Source organism: Azospirillum sp. A29 (assembly GCF_042604625.1).
GTDB lineage: Bacteria > Pseudomonadota > Alphaproteobacteria > Azospirillales > Azospirillaceae > Azospirillum > Azospirillum palustre.
Genome location: NZ_CP170466.1, coordinates 718432 through 737707, shown reverse-complemented (window position 1 = coordinate 737707; position 19276 = coordinate 718432). Strand labels below are relative to the sequence as shown.

Genomic DNA, 19276 nt, shown 5'->3' with positions numbered 1-19276 from the left:
AGCCCGGTCAGGCGGCGATCAGGCGCAGATGGCCGTCGAAATCGTCGAGCGCGCGCATCAGGTCCATCATCGCCTGATCGGCCTGGGCGCGGGCGAAGGGCCATGCGTCGTCGTCGGCCATATGGGCGGCCTCGATGCGGGCGATGGCGCGGTTGTTCAGGCCGCGGAGACGGTCGAGCGTGCGTTCCCACGTTTCCCGCCGGTCGCTGTCGGCGCGCTCCACCATCGATCGCAGGGTTTCCATGCGGTCGGTGGCGCGCAGCACCAGATCACGGCTCAACGTGTCGAAAGCTTGCCGGTTGCGGCGGCTCATGAAGTGTCCTCCTTTGATCCTCAACCTTTTTTGACTTCTCGGCCGGTCGGGTGAAGATATCCCCGTGCCGACACTGCGAAAACGCAACAGAAGCCCACAGTCGGCACCGCCCGTTTGGGAGATGCCGCCCGATTTTTGCGGTGCGATTTCGCAGATGCGGAATATCTGTCCGAATCCAAATTCCGCCGGGCCGCCCCGCCCATCAAGGACAAGGCAAACCCGGTGGCCAAGGAAGTCTTCCTGGTTGGATTGCGTTTCCTCCAGGGCCGGTTTCATCCGGCCCGTTCCTCTTTTTATACGCCGTCATTTTGACGACGTTCTTTTGTTTTGGTGACGCTTTTGTGCCGGAATGCCGATGCCGGGTCAATCCGCCCAAAAATCATAGTCGCCGCGCAATCTGTCGCAGCCTAAAGGCGAGGTTGTAGACCCACTATTGAGCAGAAAGTCGGAAGTGGTAGAACTGCCGGTAGGGCGGTCTCAGACCTCTGTGCGCGCCTTCACTCGGCCGCGACGGCATAGGCGGGGATGGCCTCGGCATTGGCCGGCTCAGGCAAGGCGGAGCCGCAGCAGGGGGCGGCGACTGGCGTCGTCGCAACGGCGGCGGCAGCGGCGGTCTGCTGTGCGAAGGTGGCGCGGTGTTCGCTGGCCATGCTGCGCATGGTTGGAACGCATTTGCCGCACTGGACCTGGCAATTGTGATGGCGGAACACCGAGGCCGGGGTCGTGGCGCCCTGATCGAGCGCAGCCTTGACCTTCTTATCGTTCAACGCGTGGCAGATGCAGACGTACATAAGCCCTCGGCGAAAATCGGTTTCGTAAGAGGTGTCCCGAGCCCAGCAATAGCTGAGAGTGAGAATCGTTGTCAATGACGCTATTGCGAGCCAATCGCATATAAGAAGTTTCGAGACGCTTTGTCACAGCCCCCTTCGCGTCACGCCGAAAGGGGTGCACCGCATCCTTGCGCTTGCATTCGACGGCCGGCAGCGGTAGCCCCTGGGGCATGGACGACAGCACCCCCAAAGCCGCCCCCCCGAATGCCCCCGGCACCGACCCGCAAGCCGTTCCCGGCGCGGTGGTGACCCCGCTCGGCCAGACCATCTATCTGGCGGCGGACGGCTTCCTCGACGATCTGGTGGCGGAGCTGGGGGACGTCGCATCGGTCGACGGCCGGCTGGTCTTCGTCGACGGCCCGGCCCGGCCGGCGGCCTGGGCGCAGAACATCTGGTACGACCCGGTTCGCATCGAATTCCCCTCAATCAAGGGCGGGGCGAAGGCTCTGCGCGGCATCCAGCGCAATTGGGCGCTGTGGTCGCAGCGCCATCACCGCCGCGCCGCCCTGATCCAGGAAAACCTTCCGCATGTGTCGGCCAAGCCGGTGGTCTTCCCGTCGCCCCTGCCGACGGCGCCGCTGGGCTCCTGGACGCTGACCGACGAGTCCACCATCATCGCCGCGGCACGCTGTTCCAGCCCGTTCCGCAACGGCGAGGTGACCTTCATCGAGAACCGCACGGCGCCGCCCAACCGCGCCTATCTGAAGCTGTGGGAGGCGCTGACCCTGTTCGGGGAGCAGCCGGGACCGGGCGACCGCTGTCTCGACCTCGGCGCCTGTCCCGGCGGCTGGACCTGGGTGCTGCACGAGCTGGGTGCGTCGGTGGTCAGCGTCGACAAGGCGCCGCTCGATCCGGCCATCGCCGCCCTGCCGCGGGTGGAGATCCGCCAGGAGAGCGCCTTCGGCCTGAAGCCGGCGACGGTCGGCCCGGTCGATTGGCTGTGCTGCGACGTGATCTGCTACCCGACCCGCCTGCTGCGCCTGGTGAAGGAGTGGATGGACAGCGGGCTCGCCAAGCGCTTCGTCTGCACGTTGAAGTTCCAGGCGGAAACCGACCATGAGACCGCCCGCGCCTTCGCGGAGATCCCCGGCGGCCGGGTGCTCCACCTCCACCACAACAAGCACGAACTGACCTGGATCTGGCCGGCGAAATAAGGGCCGGCAAAATGAGGAAGGCCGGCCGGTTCAGGCCAGTGCCCGTCCCTCGGCATAGCCATAGCTGACATAATGCTGTTTGGCGGCGGTCAGGTTGCCGCCGACGGCGGTGCGGACGTCCGGGTTCGCCGCCAGATAGGCGGCGGCGTTGAAGCGGGTCAGCGAACGGCCCTCCAGCCGGCCGCTGACGATGTAATGCAGTTCCACCGCTTCGCGGTTGTCGCCGAAGGCGGCGATCAGGTCGGGGTTGCTGGCCTCGTAGGACAGCGTGTCGAACAGGGTGGAGCTGCGGCCCTCGCGGTTACCGGCCTCGATGTAATGGCGGGTGGCGGCGGCGACGTCGCTGCCGAAGCTGGTCAACAGATCGCCATAGCCGGCCAGATAATTGTAGGGATCGAAGCCGGTCAGGCTGCGGCCCTCATAGACGCCGGCACCGATGAGATGCTGGGTCGCCGCCGCGGCGTTGGTGCCGAGCGCCGCGATCAGGTCGCTGTTGGAGGCGACGTAGCGCAGCGCGTCGAAAGTGCCGGACACCATCGACGCCAGGGCGGTGCTGCCGTCGGCGAAGCGCAGATAGTCGATGTTGGTCAGCAGGTCATTGCCGTCGGCGCCGCTGACGATGTAGCGGCCGGCGTCCAGCAGCTGGACGCGGTACTGGGCGCGGCGGCCGCTGAACACCACGGTGTCGGTGCCGGCGCCGCCGTCCAGCACATTGCCCAGATCGTTGACGGTGAAGCTGTCGTTGCCGCTGCCGCCGGTCGCCAGCTGCACCCTGGTGCCATAGGCCAGCGCCAGGAAAGTCGTGCCGCCGGCGCTGCTGAACTGGCCGCTGCGCAAATCCAGCGACAGGTCGGCCGTCTGGGCGGCGCCGTTCAGGCTGTTGTGGCCGGTGGGGTCCCACAGGGTGGTGAAGCTGGCGGTGTTCAGCGCGTAGCCGGTGTCGCCGGCCCCGGTCGCCATGTTGGCGCCGTAGAGATACTGGATCGCGGCGATGTCGTAGAGGCTGGGGCCGGTCAGGTAGGTCCCCGACGGCAGCGCGGCGTTCTCGTTGTAGGACATGATGCTGAACGCATAATTGTCCGTCGCCGCCGGCAGATAGGGCCCCTCCGTCCCGTCGTCGGTGCCAGCGTTGTAGTTGCCGGGATGCTTCAGCCCCAGCGCATGGCCGATCTCGTGGATGACGGTCATGTAGCTGTAGCTGCCCGACGTCGGGTTGGTGTTCCCGGCGCTGTCGTTGGCCAGGAACACCTGTCCCCCCTGGGTGCCGGTGGAGGGGTAATAGGCGTAGGCCGCCGACTGGCCGCGCTGCCGGTTGGTCCCGAAGGCGACCGCCGCGCTCGCAGCGTCGGAAATCTCCACGAAGGCGACGTTGGCGACCGCGCTCCAGGCCGCCAGCGCCTGCCGGACGGCGGCGTGCTGGGCGGTGTTCATGGCGGCGAAGCCGGTGGAGTCGGTGGCGGAGACCTGCCGCGAGCTGGTCAGGAAGCCATAGGCGACGGTGGCGGCGGCACCGACGGAGCCGCCGTCCAGCACCGTGCCGTTGTTACCCCAATGCGGTGTTCCGTCGGCGAGCAGGGTGGCGACGGTGTCGGACGGGGCAGACTGGCTCATGGACGCTGGGTCTCGCGGCGAATGGGGGGCAAACGGGGAAGGGCAAACGGAGACGTTGCCCGGGCGGACGCCGGGACACGAGGGATATATGGTTGATACGGAAGACGGGAACAGCCTCCAGCGCAACCGGTCAGGCGCGGCGCAGGGCCAGTTCGATGGAGGGACGCAGCATGGAGGCGGCGGCATGGCCGATCTCCACCGCCTCGGCGGCGCGGTCGAACTCCAGGATGCCGATATGGGCCAGCCGCGGCGCGATCAGCACGTCGGGCGGCTCGCCGGCCAGGCGGGACCGGGTGATGCGGTCCTGCATGATGTCGATGGAGCCGGCCATCACCTCCAGCGCGTTGGGCATCTGCCTGTGGGCATGGGCGTCGTCGATCTGATCGGCCAGGAACTGGGTGCGCCGGCTGGGCTTGCGGCCGAGCCATGTCGAGATCTGGCTGGTCAGGTGGGACAGGGCGGGGGAGCCGGCATCGCCGCCCGCCACCACCGGCTCCGGCGCCTTGACCGCAACCGTGTTGCCGCCAATTCCCTTGCCGTTTAGCCCCTTGCCGTTGCCGGCCCCGCGGCCGGTCGGCCGGCCCAGCGGCGACAGCTCGCTGTTCAGGTTGACCGCGACCACGATGTCGGCCCCCAGCGCCCGGCAGAGCGAGACCGGCACCGGGTTGACCAGGGCGCCGTCGACCAGCAGGTGATGGTCGCGCCGCACCGCCGGGAACAGGCCGGGCATGGCGGCCGAAGCCATCACCGCCGACATCAGCGGGCCGTCGCGCAGCCACATCTCCCGCCCCGTCGACAGGTCTGTGGCGACGGTGGCGAAGGGCATCGGCAGCTTTTCGATCAGGATGTTGCTGCGCTCGTTGTCGAAGCGTCCGAACGCCTTCTCGGCCGCCACCAGACCGCCGCGGCGGAAGGTGAGGTCGATGATGCCCAGCATGCCGAGCCAGCCCATCTTCTGCGCCCAGGCCTGAAGCTCGTCGAGCTGGTCGGTCAGATAGGCGGCCCCCACCGCGGCGCCGATCGAGGTGCCGCAGATGATGTCGGGCTTGATCCCGATCTCCTCCAGCGCGCGCAGGACGCCGATATGCGCCCAGCCGCGCGCCGCACCGCTGCCCAGCGCAAGCCCGATCTTCAGGTCGGTTCCCCTCGCCATCCGCATCTCCCGTCGGCGCCCCCGGCCTTGGAGGCCAAATGCCTCCGGCATCGGAGGCCAGATGCCCCCGGCATCGGAGGCTTGATCTAGAGCTTATCATCTAGGCATTACCGGCCGGTTTCGGAAGCGGCCGGAAGTGGCACGCCGCCGGAGACGGGGGCATCGCCGCTCGCGAGATGGGAAATGTCGAAAATTTGGCCGATCTTTGACCTGGATCAGAGGTCACCCGGGCATGACTGTGGCAATTCTGTGCCAGTGGTCCGGCATTGTCGTATCCCATGGCGATTTTAACCATGCGTCAACTGGCCCGGATGCAATTTCGTTGCGTTGCAATGTAGTTCCCGAACCCCGGAAGGTTTGTCATGGCCGACGAACTGAAAAGCTTTAGAAAAGACTGGAAGCGCTGGTCGCCGATGGAGCGGCTGGTTGCCGTGACCGTGCTGGTCCTGATCGCGCTCCTCGGTGCGCCGGCCGCCGCCAGCCTGTTCTGAGCCACGCCGCTGTCGAGGCCCGCGCGCATGCGGTCGCGCCGGCCACAGTGTGACGTGCCGGCAACTCGGGCGCAGTGTCAGGACCCCTGGCGGGGTCATCTTTACGGGCTCTTAACCCTCGCGTCCTAGGCTTTGTCGGCTCGGACAGTTCCTTGGACGGTTGGGCGCCACAAGCGGTCGGAGCATCGAACCTCCGCTGCGGACGGCACCGACGGTGCGCTCGCTGGAGGGCGCGAACCGGGGAGGTTCCGGCACATTCCGCCAAGGCCTTGCCCCTCTCGCTGGACACGCCCGATGACCTTCTCCGCCCAATCCGCCGTGACGGAACAGAAGCTCCTGAGACAGCGCCTCGACACCGCCTTTGCGGAAGCCGCACAGCCGCTGTCGCGCGACGAGGTGACGGACATCGTCCGCAACATCCTGGGCAGCATGGACGGCGACATCTCCGCCACCGACCTGCGCCTGTACAAGGAGGTCGTGGACCTCGCCAAGTACATCGAGACGGCCAAGCAGGAGATCGCAGCGCTCCAGCCGGCCGAAATCCGCGACGAACACATCCGCACCGCCACGGACGAGCTGGACGCGGTGATCGGCGCGACGGAAAAGGCGACCTTCGCCATCTTCGACGCCTGCGACGCCATCGGCGCCATCGCCGGACAGACGGAAGCCGGCACCTCGGCCAAGCTGAACGACCAGATCACCGCGATCTACGAGGCCTGCAACTTCCAGGACATTACCGGCCAGCGCATCAGCAAGGTGGTGCGCACCCTCAAGCACATCGAATCGAAGGTGGACATGATCGTCGCCGCCTTCGGCAGCGAGGTGCGCCAGAACCACGCCCCACGGCTGGCGAAGCTGGCGGCGGAGGAGGCGGAGGCCGCCGTGCATTTCGAGCCGATGAGCGCGGAAGAGGCCGATCAGCAGCTTCTGCACGGCCCGCAGCTGCCGGGCAACGCCATGGACCAGGACGAGATCGACCGTCTGCTGGCCAGCTTCGACTGACGCCATGCTGCCCGGCTCCCCCACCAGCAGGCCCGGCGGCGGGCACACGGCCCAGGGCATCGCCCCGGGGACGGGAAGCGCCGGGTTGCCGTTGCTGCTGCGGGCCGGGCGCGCCGGCGGTTCCCATAACCATGCCAACCCGAACAACGGCAGCATCCTGCTCCTGCTGTCGCTGTTCCTGCTGCTTCTGGTCTTCTTCATCGTGCTGAACGCCCATTCGGTGCAGACGGTACAGAAGGTTAAGGCGGTCGCCGCCTCGCTGGAGCGGACCTTTCCCAGCTTCGTCATCGACCCGCGCCTGCGCGACGGGTCCGAACCGGTGGCCTCGCGCGCCGGGACCGTCTTCGCCGTGCAGCGGCTGGAGGATGTCGGCACCCTGTTCGCCACCGCGGTTGCGGTTTCCAAGGTGGAGGTCGTCGCCCCCGGCCAGCTGCTGGAGGTGCGCCTGCCCGCCGACGACCTGTTCGTTCCCGGCACCATGACCCTGCGGCCGGACCGCCAGGGGCTGATCGACCGCATCGCCGATGCGCTCCGCCAGTCGCGCCAGGGCGAACGGGTGGAGCTGGACGCGCTGCTCGGCATCGGGCCGACAGGAACGCCCAGCCAGCCGCCGGGGCCGGTCGCCCGTGCCGGCGTGCTGGCCCGCGCACTGGTCGAGGATGGGGCGCCGGCCCGCAACGTCACCGTCGGGATCGAACGTGGCGAGCCCGGCGGGGTGCGGCTGCTGTTCTCCCTGCGCTGGGACGAGGGTGGGGCGGTCCGCCCGGTTGCGAAGACCGCACCGGCCACGGCCGTGACCGCGCCTGCCAAAGCCCCCCCGGCGAATGCGGCACCGGCGAAAGCCGAGGTGCGGAAATGATCCGGGTTCCCCGGATCGCCGCCAGGACGGGGGCGGACGATGGCGGCGCCCAGCGCAAGACGCTGTGGCTGATCAGCTTCACCGACCTGATCTCCTTGATGCTCGCCTTCTTCGTGCTGATGTATTCGATGAGTGAGCCCGAGGCGGAGCGCTGGACCCGTCTGGCGAAGGGCGTGTCGGAGTCGATCCCCGCCGCACGCTCGACCGCCACCGCCCCGTCGGACCGGCCGGCCGATCCCGGCGCCGCCTTCAACGCCATGGCGGTGGAGGCGAGGGCGGCCATCGACCTGCATTATCTGGCGGCATTGCTGGGAAGCCAGCTGCGGTCGAATGCGGAGCTGGCGGTGGTCGATGTCCGGCGCGAGGATGACCGGGTGGTCATCCGCCTGCCGGGCGAGCGGATGTTCGACCCCACCGGCGCCGCCTTCACAGAGGAGGGGCGGCGGGTGCTGTTCCTGCTGGGCGCCGTCATCGGCCGCATCGGCAACCGCATCGAGCTGGTCGGCCATGCGGAGCGTGAGGACACGACCGGCGGCGTCGCCTGGGAACGGGCGCTGACGCGGGCGGTCGCCGTTTCCGCCGCCCTGCGCGAGACCGGCTATCGCCGCGATCTGGTGGCGCGGGCGGTGATGATGCCGGTGGACGGGGCGGGGATTACCGGCGATGTGTCGGGCGGCGGGGGGCGCCTGCCGGTCGACATCGTGGTGCGCGAGGAAGGAGCGGATTGAGGTGACGGACGGCTCGGGCAATCGAAGGAAGCGCTGGCTGCGCGGCTGTGCCGCCGCGGTGGCGCTGCTTGCCGTGCCGGTCCTGCTCTCCCCCCTGTCGGCCGACGCCGCCAGCGTGCCGGTGCGCGGCGGCACCCACAAGGATTTCGGCCGGCTGGTCTTCGATTGGCCGGGCAAGGTCGATTTCACCGCGGCGGTCGAGGGCGACCGGCTGGTCATCGCCTTCACCGAGCCCATCGACGCCCCGTTGGACCGGCTGGTGCGGGCGCTGCCCGACTATCTCGCCGCCGGGCGGGTGGAGGCCGATGGCAAGACGGTTTCCTTCGACCTGAAGCGCCCGGTTTCGCTGAAGAGCTTCCGCAACGGCAACGCCGTCGCCATCGATCTGTCGCCTGCGGCGGCGGGGACCGCGCCGCAGCAGGCCGCCGTCAAGGCCGAGGGCGCGCCGCCAGCACCCGCCAAGGCGGACGCTGCGAAGCCGGTGCCGTCCGCCGGCCGGCTGCGGGTGCAGGGGGGCGACCAGCCCGACCAGAGCCGGCTGACCTTCGATTGGCCGGCCCCGGTCGGCTACAAGGTGACCCGCGACGGCGCCGCGGTGACCGTCGCCTTCGACAAGGGCGGCACCGCCGACCTGTCGGCCCTGCCCAAGGCACCGCTGCGCAACATCCGCAACATCGAATCCTACCGCCAGCCCGACGGTTCGCTGGCGGTCACGCTCGCCGTGCCGCAGGACGCCGAGGTGAGCGACAGCGCGTCGGGCAAGTCGATGGTGCTGACCGTCGGCAATCCGGGGTCGCGTGCCGGCCTGCCCAAGAGTGACGGCGCCGCTCTAGCCGCCGCTGCGCCCGCTTCCGGCTCCCAGGGAACGCCGGCCGGGCAGGGCAACCAGGGCGCCAGCCAGCCTGCGCCGGCGAAGGACGTGGCCAGGGAGGGCGGCAAGGACGCGCCCATGGTGGCGTCGGCCACCTCCGGCCGGTCGGCCGTCGCCGCGAACGCCGCCGCGGCCAACCCGGCACCCGCTGCCGCACCCGCCGCTCCGCCGGCCGAGGCCAAGGCGGCTCCGGCCGCCCCTGCCGATGCGAAGGCCCAGCCGGCGGCGGGTCCGAAGGGACCGGTGCTGACCTTCGACACCGGCGGGCCGGCCTCCATCGCGGTCTATCCGCGGGCGGGACAGCTCTACATCGCCTTCGACCGGCCGATGCCCATCGGTGCCGGCAAGCTCAGCGGTCCCGGTGCCGAGCTGATGGGCGCGGTGGAGCCGGTGCCGGCGACCGGTGGCAGCGTCTTCCGCACCAAGATCGGCCCGATGGTGTGGCCGACGGTGGAGCGGCAGGGCACCACATGGCGCATCCTGTCCTCCGCCCGCCCCGCCAACATGGGCAGCACCGGCGATCTGCGGGTGGAGCCGGACCCCGATTTCCTGCTCGGCGCCCGGCTGCTGGTGCGGGCCCCCGATGCGGCCAACATCGTGCAGTTCGCCGATCCGGACGTCGGCGACCGCATCCAGGTCGTTCCGCTTCCCAGCCCGGGGCAGGGGGTGCCCGAACCCCACCGCTATCCTGACCTTGAGGTCATGGCCTCCTACCAGGGCGTGGTGGTGCGGCCGATCTCCGACAATGTGACGGTGCGGGCGATCAAGGAGGGGGTCGAGCTGACCACGGCCGGCGGCCTGCACATCTCGCCCACCGCCGATGCCGGCAACGCGGCGTCACCGCCGCCGCCCGCGGCTTCCGCTCCCCAGCCGGTTCCGGCGCAGCTGGCCGCCGCACCGATGCCGGCGCCGCCGGCCGGCGGGTCGTCCGCCACCATGGAGCCGCCGAAGGCCCAGCCCGCCCAGATGCAGGGTCGCCGGCTGTTCAACCTGCCGGCCTGGAAGCGCGGCGACCTCGACCATTTCACCGAGGCGCGGCAGGACCTCCAGCTTGCCGTCGTCAACGCGCCGGAATCGGAACGGGCGAAGGCGCAGCTCGACCTTGCGCGCTTCTATTTCGCCAACGGGTTCGGGCAGGAGACGCTCGGCCTGCTGGACGTGCTGCAACAGAACCAGCCCGACCTGGAGGGATGGCCGGAATTCCGGGCGTTGCGCGGCGCTGCCCGCGTGCTGACCGGCGATCTCGACGGCGGCGAGGCCGACCTGTCGATCCCCTCGCTTGCCGGCAATCCGGAAGCCAATCTGTGGCGCGCCGCCATCGCCGCCGACCGCCGCGACTGGCCCAAGGCGATGGCCGGCTTCAAGGCGTCGGGCCAGATTCTGAACAGCTATCCCGATCCGATGCTCGGCAAGCTCGGGCTGCGGGCGGCCGAAGCGGCGCTGGAGACGCGCGACACCGCGACCGCCAAGCGGCTGTTCGACCGCGTCATCGAGCATGGCGGCCCGGATCAGGAGGAGAACCCGCAGACCCAGTATCTGCGCGGCCTGCTCTATGCACAGACCGGCGAGATCGACCAGGCGCGCCAGCAGCTGACCGCCGCCTTCAACAGCTACGACCGCTTCTACCGTGCCAAGGCCGGGCTGGCGCTGACCAATCTGGAGCTGTCGGAAGGCAAGATGTCGCCGACCGCGGCGGCGGAGCAGCTGGCCGGCCTGACCTTCACCTGGCGTGGCGACGACCTGGAGATGCAGATCCGCTCGCGCATGGGCGAGGTGCTGATTGCCGGCGGCGAATATGCCAAGGGCTTCAACACGATGAAGGAAACGGCGGCCCTGGTCGCCGACACGCCGCGAGCCGAGGCGATCACCAAGGAGATGTCGCGCATCTTCGCCGACCTCTACAAGGACGGGGCGCAGCGCCTGCCCACGCTCGACGCCATGCAGCTCTACGACCAGTTCCGCGAGCTGACCCCGGTGGGCGAGGCCGGCGACGAGATCATCCGGCAGCTGGCGGAACGGCTGATTTCCATCGACCTGCTGAACCGCGCCGCCGACCTGCTGCAGCATCAGGTCGAATTCCGCCTGTCCGGGCTGGACAAGGCGCGGGTCGGCACCCGGCTGGCCTCGGTCCGGCTGCTCGACAACAAGCCGGAAGAGGCGCTGAAGGCGCTTGAACTGTCGAACGTCGCCGGCTTGCCGGCCGATCTGGTGGCGGAGCGGCGGCTGATGCAGGCCAAGGCGCTGGCGGAGCTGAACCGCGGCGACGAGGCGATGCAGATTCTGGCCCAGGACGACAGCACCAACGCCAACCTGCTGCGCGTCGACATCGCCTGGAAGGGGCAGAAGTGGGATGCGGCGGCGCTGGCGCTGAACAAGGTGATCGGGGCGCCGCCCGCGCCAGGCAAGCCGCTCGACCCCAACATGTCCCAGCTTGTGCTGAACCGTGCCGTCGCGCTGGCGCTGGCAGGCGACGGCAACGGGCTGAACCTGCTGAAAAAGGATTTCGAAGGGTCGATGAAGGGCGGGCCGAACGAGGATGCTTTCCGCATTCTGACCCGCCCCGAACAGGCGATGGGCCTGATCGACGTCGGCACGATCCGCTCCCGCGTCGCGGAAGTGGATATGTTCAAGAAGTTTTTGAAGCAGTATCGCGGCGGCAAGCAATCCGCAGACAAGCCGACATCTTAAATCGGCGCGGAATGTCGGGTATTACTCCCGGCTTCGTGCTGCCCGCCTGTCCGGCCGTTACTTCGGCAGCAGAACCTTGTCGATGACGTGGACGACGCCGTTGGACTGCTGGACGTCGGCGATGGTGACGCGGGCCGTGTTGCCGGACGCGTCGGCGACCATCACGGCATCGCCGGACTGGGTGAAGGTCAGCGGCATGCCTTCCACCGTCTTCAGCATCGCCTTGCCGTTGCCCTTCTTGATGTCCGCCACGATGTCCTTGGCGTCCAGCTTGCCGGGAATGACGTGATAGGTCAGGACCTTGGTCAGCTGGCCCTTGTTCTCCGGCTTCAGCAGCGTGTCGACCGTGCCGGCGGGCAATGCGGCGAAGGCTTCGTTGGTCGGTGCGAAGACGGTGAAGGGCCCCTTGCCGCTCAGCGTGTCGACCAGCCCGGCGGCCTTCACGGCGGCGACGAGCGTGGTGTGGTCCTTGGACTGGGACGCGTTCTCCACGATGGTCTTGCTGGGGTACATCGGCGCGCCGCCGACCATCTTCTCCATGGCCGCATTGGCGCAACCGGCAAAAAGAAGGGTGGCGATCGCCACGGTGGCAACCTTCTTCATAGCATTCCCTCATGTCGGTGAAGGTCCGCTTCCCGCGGACACAACACCGTTACGGAGGATACTTTCGCTCGGATCACAGCGATTTCTAAACGGATCGCCGATTTTCTCGAAGGCGAAGGACGTAATTCTTTGGTGGTATACGTCCGTGCTTCGATCCGTCCTTCAACCGGCTACAGCTGTACCTGCGTGCCGAGTTCGACTACGCGGTTGGGCGGCAGCTTGAAGAAGTCGGTGGCGCTGACCGAGGTGCGCGACATCACCACGAACAGCTTCTCCCGCCACAGCGCCATCTGGGAGTTCATCTGCGGGATCAGCGTCTCGCGGCCCAGGAAGAAGGAGGTCGCCATCACGTCGAACTCCAGCCCGAAGGCCTTGCACAGCCGCAGGGCCTTGGGAATGTTCGGCTCCTGCGAGAAGCCGTAGCGCACGGTGATGCGGTAGAAACCGTCGGCCAGCCCTTCGACCAGCACGCGGTCCTTGGCCGGGACGCGCGGCACGTCGTCCACCACGACGGTGACGAACACGATGCGCTCATGCAGGACCTGATTGTGCTTCAGGTTGTGCAGCAGGGCGATCGGCACGGTGTTCGAGCTGGAGGTCATGAAGACCGCCGTCCCCTTTACCCGGTGGATGTCGCCCTTCTTCGCCTGCCGCTGGATGAAGGCGTCGAGCGGCAGCGATTCCTCGGCCAGCCGCTTGGTCAGCACCGCGCGGCCGCGGCGCCAGGTGGACATCAGGCCCAGCGTGACGCAGGCGATCACCAGCGGCACCCAGCCGCCATGGGGGATCTTCACCGCGTTGGCGGCGAAGAAGGAGACCTCCACCGTCAGGAAGGCGGCGCCGACGCCGAAACAGAGCGGCAGGCTCCAGTTCCAGCGGCGGCGGGCCACCACCAGGAACAGGGTGGTAGTGATGATCATGTCGCCGGTCACCGCGATGCCGTAGGCGGCGGCGAGCCGGCTGGAGGACTGGAACACCAGGACGAGGCCCAGCACCGCGGCCAGCAGGCCCCAGTTGGCGCGGGGGATGTAGATCTGCCCCTCCTCCTCGCTGGAGGTGTGGCGGATGTCGAGACGCGGGCAGAGCCCGAGCTGCACCGCCTGCCGGGTCAGCGAGAAGACGCCGGAGATGACCGCCTGGCTGGCGATGACGGCGGCGGCGGTCGACAGGCCGATCAGCGGATAGAGTGCCCAGTCCGGCGCCAGCAGATAGAAGGGGCTGCGCACCGCCGTCGGGTCGTTCAGCAGAAGCGCGCACTGGCCCAGATAGTTCAGCAGCAGCGCCGGCAGCACCACGGCCAGCCATGCCACCTGGATGGGGCGGCGGCCGAAATGGCCCATGTCGGCATAGAGCGCCTCGCCGCCGGTCACCGCCAGCACCACCGCGCCCAGGACCAGGAAACCGGCGACGCCGTGGTTGGCGAAGAAGGAGATGGCGTAGAGCGGGTTGAAGGCGACCAGCACGCTCGGCTGCTGGATCACCTCCAGCAGACCGAGGACGCCCAGCGTCGCGAACCAGGCCAGCATGATCGGACCGAACAGCGCGCCGACGCGCGAGGTACCGTGGCTCTGGATGGCGAACAGGGCGATCACGATGGTGACGGTCAGCGGCACCACCGCCGATTCCAGCGCCGGCTCCGCCACGCCCAGCCCCTCCACCGCGGACAGCACGGACATCGCCGGGGTGATCATGCCGTCGCCGTAGAACAGCGCGGCGCCGAACAGCCCCAGCGCGGTCAGCACGGTCAGCCGACCCGAGGCGTCGGGCCGCGTCTTCGACGCCAGCGCCAGAAGGGAGAGGATACCGCCCTCGCCCTTGTTGTCGGCCCGCATGACGAAGCCGACATACTTGACGGTGACGACCATCACCAGCGCCCAGAACACCAGCGACATGATGCCCAGCACGTTGTCATGGGTCAGCGGCAGTCCATGCTCGCCGCCGAAGCATTCGCGCAGCGTGTAGAGCGGGCTGGTGCCGATGTCGCCAAAGACGACGCCCAGCGCGCCCAGGGTCAGCGTCGCGAGCTTGCCGGTGTCGGGCTGCGCGGCCTTCAAAGCGGTATCAGTCATGCAGTGATTGCGGTCCGAAGTTGGTCCGTCGTTCAAAACGCCCGTTCGATGGCGCCCGTTGTGGCGCCCGGACCGTCCACTCCGCCCTGTCGGGGCTGTGGGCGGTCGAAGCCATCCGGCGGACCGGCTTCCTTGCCGCCCATCCCGCCGTAAACGCGCATCGTCTTTCCTCATACGCGTTTACGGCGTCCAACGCCAGAGCGTGCTTGCGCAGCCCCTCCGGCACCGGGGGGATGCGACGAAGTGCGCAGGACTTTTCCCGCTGTGCGTGTCGCTTCAGAGCGTTCCGAAACTGCGGGCAAGCGAGCCGGCGATCAGATACCACCCGTCGACCAGCACGAAGAAGATGATCTTGAACGGAATCGCCACCATGGTCGGCGGCAGCATCATCATGCCCATCGACATCAGGATCGACGACACCACCATGTCGATGATCAGGAAGGGCAGGAACAGCAGGAAGCCGATCTCGAAGCCGCGCTTGATCTCGGAAATCATGAAGGCCGGGACCAGGACATGCAGAGGCATGTCGTTCGCCTCCGGCACCGACTGGATGCGGGCCATGTCCATGAACAGGCGCAGATCCTTTTCGGCGGTGTGGTGCAGCATGAAATCGCGGAGCGGCGCCATCGTGCGGCGGAACGCCTCCATCTCGTCGATTTCCTGGTTCATCAGCGGCTGGATGCCCTGATTGTAGCTGCGCTCGAACACCGGGGCCATGACGAAGAAGGTCAGGAACAGCGCCAGCGACATCATCACCGTGGTCGGCGGCACCTGCTGCACGCCCAGCGCGTTGCGCAGGAAGGACAGCACGATGACGATGCGGGTGAAGGCCGTCATCATGATCAGGATCGACGGTGCCAGCGACAGCACCGTGATCAGGCCGATGGTCTGGACGATGCGGCCGGTGGCGGTGCCGCCGGCGTCGCCCAGGTCGAAGGTCAGGCTCTGCGCCAGCGCCGGTCCGGCGCTCAGGCCCAGCGCCACGCCGACGGCGAGCGCCAGCGCCAGCCCGGCGGCGGCCGGCTTCCAGCAGGCCCGGAGACGGCGGGGGATGGCCCGCCTCATCGCGGATCGCTCCCCGCCGGGCGGGGGGCGTCGGCCGGTGCGGCCTCCACCCCGGCGAGCGCGCTGTCGAATCCGCCCGCCGGCGTGCTGTCGACCAGCAGGTCGCCGTTGGCGCTCAGCAGGATCAGATGCTCGCGGTCGTCGCGGCGGACCAGGATCAGCCGCCGCTTGGCGTCGATCGGCAGGGCCTCCACCACGCTCAGCCGGCGCTGGCGGGCGCGTCCGCGCACCGTGCCGCCGGCCATGCCGATCCGGCGCATCACCCAGGCGACGACCATGATGAGCGCGACCACAAAGAGGAGCGCCATCAGGAATTTGATATACTGGTCGAGATCCATGGAAACGGCAGGCTTTCTCTGATCAGGGCGTGTCGGCGGGCAGGCCGGGATCTGCCAGACCGGGATCTGCCAGGCCGGATCCGGCCGGGCCGGCGCTGCGGCCATAGGCGGCGGCCGCGCGCTGGCGGGCGGTGTGCGGATCGTCGCGGCCGGCCAGCGCGGCGGCGATGACCTCCTCCCGTCCTTTCTGCTGGTCGGTCAGGGCGGCGGCCAGCGGACCCAGCGCCGCCACCAGATCGCCGAGCGGGCCGAGCAGCGTGCGCGCCTCGCCCCGCGGCAGCGCCTCCGCGGCAAGGCAGAGATGCGCGACGCGGTCCTCCAGCCCGGCGAGGTCGATCAGGACGCCGGCCTCCGCCTGTGCCCGCGCGTCGTCGAGCGTGGCGCCCAGCACCGCCGCCTGCTGCGCGATGCCGGCGGCCGACTCGGCGCCATGGGAAATGGGAGGAGCGGGGGAGGGCGATAGGGTGGATGGCGGCGTGGGCGGCGGCATGGGCGGCGGACGTGTCACGGCGTGTCCTCCTCCGGACTCTCTTCGGATCGCGGCTCCGGCGGCAGGGTGCCGTTGGCGCGGTAGACATAGGCCAGGACTTCGGCCACCGCTGCGATGGCTTCGACCGGAATGTCGCTGTCGACCTCGATGGCGGACAGGATCTCGACCAGATCGGCGTCCTCGCGCACCTTCACGCCGTTGGCGAAGGCGACCTCCAGGATCTGCTCCGCCACCGTGCCCTTGCCGGTGGCGACGATCCGCGGCAGGCTTTCCGTGCCCAACTCGTACTTCAGCGCCACCGCGACCGGGCGTTGCGCCGGGCGCCGGGCGGGGGACGCCGTCTTGCCGGCAGTCGGGCCGGCAGGCGACGGGGCGGGAGGGCGGGCTTGCGCGGACAACAGGCGGCCTTGGTCGGAGGGTCCTTCCTGCGCCGCATCCTGGACCGGTAGGCTTAACGAATTGTAAAGGCGGTCATCCCAACCGATTCGCGCAGGTAAGGATTCATCCTTCGTTAACGCAAACGGGCGACCATTGGGCTCTATGGCGATATCCTTGCCGGACGCCGCCGTCAGGGCGGCATTTGGCGGAATCGGCGGCGGTCTTGGCGGCGGGATCAGGGCGATGGACCTCGGAAATCTCGGACTCTTCAAACTGATGTCGCGCAAGATGGACTGGCTGACTCAACGCCAGGAAGTCCTGTCGCAGAACATCGCCAACGCCGACACGCCCGAATACAAGAGCCGCGACCTGAAGCCCTTCAGCTTCCGCGACGCGTTGAGCGACAGCCGGCGGCTGACCCCGGTGGCGACCAACGCGTCCCATCTGGCCGGCACCCGCGGCGCCGGCGGCATGGCCCAGGAACAGAAGGTGCGCGATCCGTACGAGACGGCGCCGGACGGCAACAACGTCGTGCTGGAAGACCAGATGATGCGGATGAGCCAGAGTTCGATGGATTATCAGACCATCACGAACCTGTATAAGAAGCAGGTGGCGATGATCAAGTCGGCGATCCGCTCGGGCAGCTGAGTGTCTTTCCAGCCGGTTCCCCGGCCGGGTTTTTGAGGAGGCGGTGCGATGGATCTCTACAAGTCGATGGCGGTGTCCGCCTCGGGCATGAAGGCGCAGGGCACGCGCCTGAAGGTCATTTCGGAGAATCTGGCCAACGCCAACACCACCGCCGAGACCCCCGGCGATCTGCCCTATCGCCGCAAGACCGTCATCTTCAAGAACGAGCTGGACCGGGCGATGGACGTCGACAAGGTCCGCGTCGCCAAGGTCGATGTGGACAAGAGCGATTTCCAGCGCAAGTACGACCCGTCGCACCCGTCGGCCGACGCCGAGGGCTATGTCCTGATGCCCAACGTCAATTCGGTGGTGGAGGCGATGGACATGCGCGAGGCCCAGCGCAGCTACGAAGCCAACCTGTCGGCCATCGACACCGCGCGCCAGATGCTGACCCGCACGCTCGACCTCCTGCGCACCTGATTTTTCGCCGCCAAACGCCCGCCAACCTTCCTGACCGACCGGAACCGCCGCCATGATCAATCCGCTGAACGCCGCCGCGGCCTATGCCACCACCGCCGTCAAGACGACCGGCCCCGGCATGGCCGCGCGCGACGGCGCGTCCTTCGGCGACGTGCTGGAGCAGGCGGCCAAGGAGAGCATCGGCACCCTGAAGAAGAGCGAGGACATCTCGGCGATGGCCGCCGTCGGCAAGGCCGACCTGAACGACGTCGTCCAGGCGGTGACCAATGCCGAGGTGACGCTGCAAACCGTCACCGCCGTGCGCGACAAGGTGCTGAACGCCTATCAGGAAATCCTGCGCATGCCGATGTGACGGCCTGCGCCCGTTCCTACACGCCGTCATGATCAGCTTGCCGTTATGAACGAGACCGAAGTCATCGAGCTTTGCCGCACCTCGATCGTCACGCTGGTGATCGTGTGCGGGCCGATTCTGGTCATCATGATGGCGCTCGGCACCGTCATCTCCATCTTCCAGGCCGTCACCCAGATCAGCGAGCAGACCCTTGCCATGGTGCCGAAGGTGATGCTGGTCTTCGGGCTCAGCATCCTGCTGATGCCATTCATGCTGGGAAAGCTGACCGAGTTCTTCGAACATGAGGTCGCCGACCGCATCGTCGCCATCGGCGTCGGCGCCAACGAAAATGGCGGCGCGCCGTTCACGCCCGGCACCGGCGTGACGCCCGCCCCGGCCCCGACCGCCGCCGCGGCGGGCCAATGAGCGTCCTGCAACAGCTGCTGGGCGAACAGATCTTCGTCTGGATGCTGGTCTTCATGCGGGTCGGCACCGCCTTCAGCGTGATGCCGACCATCGGCGACGCCTTCGTTCCCACCCGCGCGCGGCTGCTGTTCGCGCTGGTGGTCAGCATGGTGGCGGCGCCGGCGATCCGGCCGATGCTGCCGCCGATGCCGGGCAATCCGTTCCAGCTGCTGGTGCTGGCCGCCGGCGAGATGACCATCGGCATCTTCATGGGCACCATCGCCCGGCTGCTGATGGGCGCGCTGGAGGTGGCCGGCACCATCATCAGCCTGCAGAGCGGGCTGGCCAACGCCCAGATCTTCAACCCGGCGATGGCGTCGGCCGGATCGCTGCCCGGTTCGCTGATGGGGTGGCTGGGGCTGCTTCTGCTGTTCGTCACCGACCTGCACCATCTGCTGATCATGGCGGTGGTCGACAGCTATTCCACCTTCGCGCCCGGGGCGGCGATCCCGATCGACGATATGGCGAAGGTGATCGGACAGCTGGTGTCGAAGAGCTTCATGATGGGGGTGCAGATGGCCGCCCCCTTCCTGATCACCGGCATCCTGTTCGCGCTGGCGCTGGGACTCCTGAACAAGCTGGCGCCGCAGGTGCAGGTGTTCCAGCTCTTCACCTCGGTCCAGGTGCTGCTGGGCCTGTTCATGTTCGCCCTGACGCTGGGGGCGATGATGCTGTTCTGGCTGTCGCGCTTCGAATCGACCTTCATCGAATTCCTGAAGCCGCTGTAGAG

At 68.1% G+C, this 19276-nt stretch carries 21 protein-coding genes; 11 read left to right on the top strand and 10 right to left on the bottom strand.

Annotation, left to right across the window (positions count from 1 at the left end; translation table 11 throughout):
• Positions 1 to 7: 7 nt before the first annotated feature.
• Positions 8 to 313 carry a hypothetical protein gene (locus tag ABNQ38_RS18340; protein WP_109047427.1) on the bottom strand — a complete coding sequence of 102 codons (306 nt, stop codon included), beginning with the start codon at positions 311 to 313 and terminating at the stop codon, positions 8 to 10.
• 497 nt (positions 314 to 810) lie between these two features.
• Positions 811 to 1080, bottom strand: coding sequence for a bacterioferritin-associated ferredoxin (locus ABNQ38_RS18335; RefSeq protein ID WP_377809632.1), 270 nt, complete (start codon positions 1078 to 1080; stop codon positions 811 to 813).
• A gap of 233 nt (positions 1081 to 1313) precedes the next feature.
• Between ABNQ38_RS18335 and ABNQ38_RS18330 the strand changes: the two genes are divergently transcribed.
• The gene (locus ABNQ38_RS18330) at positions 1314 to 2297 is read left to right on the top strand and encodes an SAM-dependent methyltransferase (RefSeq protein ID WP_377809631.1); all 984 of its coding nucleotides are present in this window, start codon (positions 1314 to 1316) and stop codon (positions 2295 to 2297) included.
• Positions 2298 to 2327: 30 nt separating this feature from the next.
• On the opposite strand, the gene ABNQ38_RS18325 is transcribed toward ABNQ38_RS18330, so the two are convergent.
• On the bottom strand, positions 2328 to 3908 hold the full coding sequence (locus ABNQ38_RS18325; RefSeq protein ID WP_377809630.1) for a matrixin family metalloprotease: 1581 nt from the start codon (positions 3906 to 3908) through the stop codon (positions 2328 to 2330).
• 130 nt (positions 3909 to 4038) lie between these two features.
• On the bottom strand, positions 4039 to 5061 hold the full coding sequence (locus ABNQ38_RS18320) for a patatin-like phospholipase family protein (protein WP_377809629.1): 1023 nt from the start codon (positions 5059 to 5061) through the stop codon (positions 4039 to 4041).
• Positions 5062 to 5423: 362 nt separating this feature from the next.
• Here ABNQ38_RS18320 and ABNQ38_RS18315 point away from each other — a divergent pair, with 362 nt between their 5' ends.
• The 5 genes from ABNQ38_RS18315 (at position 5424) to ABNQ38_RS18295 (ending at position 11700) form a co-directional block, all read left to right on the top strand.
• A complete protein-coding gene (locus ABNQ38_RS18315) occupies positions 5424 to 5552 on the top strand; it encodes a hypothetical protein (RefSeq protein WP_280177257.1) in 129 nt (42 codons plus the stop codon).
• Between the two features lie 294 nt (positions 5553 to 5846).
• Entirely contained in the window at positions 5847 to 6554 is a 708-nt protein-coding gene (locus ABNQ38_RS18310) for a protein phosphatase CheZ (protein ID WP_377809628.1), read from the top strand.
• A 4-nt stretch (positions 6555 to 6558) separates the two neighbouring features.
• Positions 6559 to 7413, top strand: coding sequence for a hypothetical protein (locus ABNQ38_RS18305; RefSeq protein WP_377809627.1), 855 nt, complete (start codon positions 6559 to 6561; stop codon positions 7411 to 7413).
• Positions 7410 to 8141, top strand: coding sequence for a flagellar motor protein MotB (locus ABNQ38_RS18300; RefSeq protein ID WP_377809626.1), 732 nt, complete (start codon positions 7410 to 7412; stop codon positions 8139 to 8141). Before ABNQ38_RS18305 ends, ABNQ38_RS18300 begins: the two co-directional genes overlap by 4 nt.
• Position 8142: 1 nt before the next feature.
• Entirely contained in the window at positions 8143 to 11700 is a 3558-nt protein-coding gene (locus ABNQ38_RS18295) for a tetratricopeptide repeat protein (protein ID WP_377809625.1), read from the top strand.
• Between the two features lie 57 nt (positions 11701 to 11757).
• Here the strand turns inward: ABNQ38_RS18295 and ABNQ38_RS18290 are convergent, their stop codons facing one another.
• From ABNQ38_RS18290 to ABNQ38_RS18265, 6 genes are all read right to left on the bottom strand, one after another.
• Positions 11758 to 12303, bottom strand: coding sequence for a fasciclin domain-containing protein (locus tag ABNQ38_RS18290; protein WP_109047435.1), 546 nt, complete (start codon positions 12301 to 12303; stop codon positions 11758 to 11760).
• Positions 12304 to 12473: 170 nt separating this feature from the next.
• Positions 12474 to 14372 (bottom strand): potassium transporter Kup, encoded by a 1899-nt coding sequence (locus ABNQ38_RS18285; protein ID WP_377809624.1) that lies wholly within the window; start codon positions 14370 to 14372, stop codon positions 12474 to 12476.
• Positions 14373 to 14648: 276 nt separating this feature from the next.
• The gene (gene fliP / locus ABNQ38_RS18280) at positions 14649 to 15437 is read right to left on the bottom strand and encodes a flagellar type III secretion system pore protein FliP (protein WP_377809623.1); all 789 of its coding nucleotides are present in this window, start codon (positions 15435 to 15437) and stop codon (positions 14649 to 14651) included.
• Complete coding sequence (locus tag ABNQ38_RS18275) at positions 15434 to 15775, bottom strand: FliO/MopB family protein (RefSeq protein ID WP_377809622.1); 342 nt, start codon at positions 15773 to 15775, stop codon at positions 15434 to 15436. Before ABNQ38_RS18275 ends, fliP begins: the two co-directional genes overlap by 4 nt.
• Before the next feature lie 22 nt (positions 15776 to 15797).
• The gene (locus tag ABNQ38_RS18270; protein WP_377809621.1) at positions 15798 to 16283 is read right to left on the bottom strand and encodes a hypothetical protein; all 486 of its coding nucleotides are present in this window, start codon (positions 16281 to 16283) and stop codon (positions 15798 to 15800) included.
• A complete protein-coding gene (locus ABNQ38_RS18265; protein ID WP_377809620.1) occupies positions 16280 to 16663 on the bottom strand; it encodes an EscU/YscU/HrcU family type III secretion system export apparatus switch protein in 384 nt (127 codons plus the stop codon). Before ABNQ38_RS18265 ends, ABNQ38_RS18270 begins: the two co-directional genes overlap by 4 nt.
• A 223-nt stretch (positions 16664 to 16886) precedes the next feature.
• Here ABNQ38_RS18265 and flgB point away from each other — a divergent pair, with 223 nt between their 5' ends.
• From flgB to fliR, 5 genes are read left to right on the top strand one after another with little or no spacing between them, the layout of a single operon-like run.
• Complete coding sequence (gene flgB, locus ABNQ38_RS18260; RefSeq protein ID WP_109086563.1) at positions 16887 to 17291, top strand: flagellar basal body rod protein FlgB; 405 nt, start codon at positions 16887 to 16889, stop codon at positions 17289 to 17291.
• A gap of 48 nt (positions 17292 to 17339) precedes the next feature.
• Positions 17340 to 17750 (top strand): flagellar basal body rod protein FlgC, encoded by a 411-nt coding sequence (flgC, locus tag ABNQ38_RS18255; protein WP_174475116.1) that lies wholly within the window; start codon positions 17340 to 17342, stop codon positions 17748 to 17750.
• 52 nt (positions 17751 to 17802) lie between these two features.
• Complete coding sequence (gene fliE / locus ABNQ38_RS18250; protein WP_377809619.1) at positions 17803 to 18102, top strand: flagellar hook-basal body complex protein FliE; 300 nt, start codon at positions 17803 to 17805, stop codon at positions 18100 to 18102.
• A gap of 45 nt (positions 18103 to 18147) precedes the next feature.
• Positions 18148 to 18507, top strand: a complete 360-nt coding sequence (locus ABNQ38_RS18245) for a flagellar biosynthetic protein FliQ (protein ID WP_377809618.1) — start codon at positions 18148 to 18150, stop codon at positions 18505 to 18507.
• The gene (gene fliR / locus ABNQ38_RS18240) at positions 18504 to 19274 is read left to right on the top strand and encodes a flagellar biosynthetic protein FliR (protein ID WP_377809617.1); all 771 of its coding nucleotides are present in this window, start codon (positions 18504 to 18506) and stop codon (positions 19272 to 19274) included. The genes ABNQ38_RS18245 and fliR overlap by 4 nt, the downstream gene beginning before the upstream one ends.
• Positions 19275 to 19276: the final 2 nt, after the last annotated feature.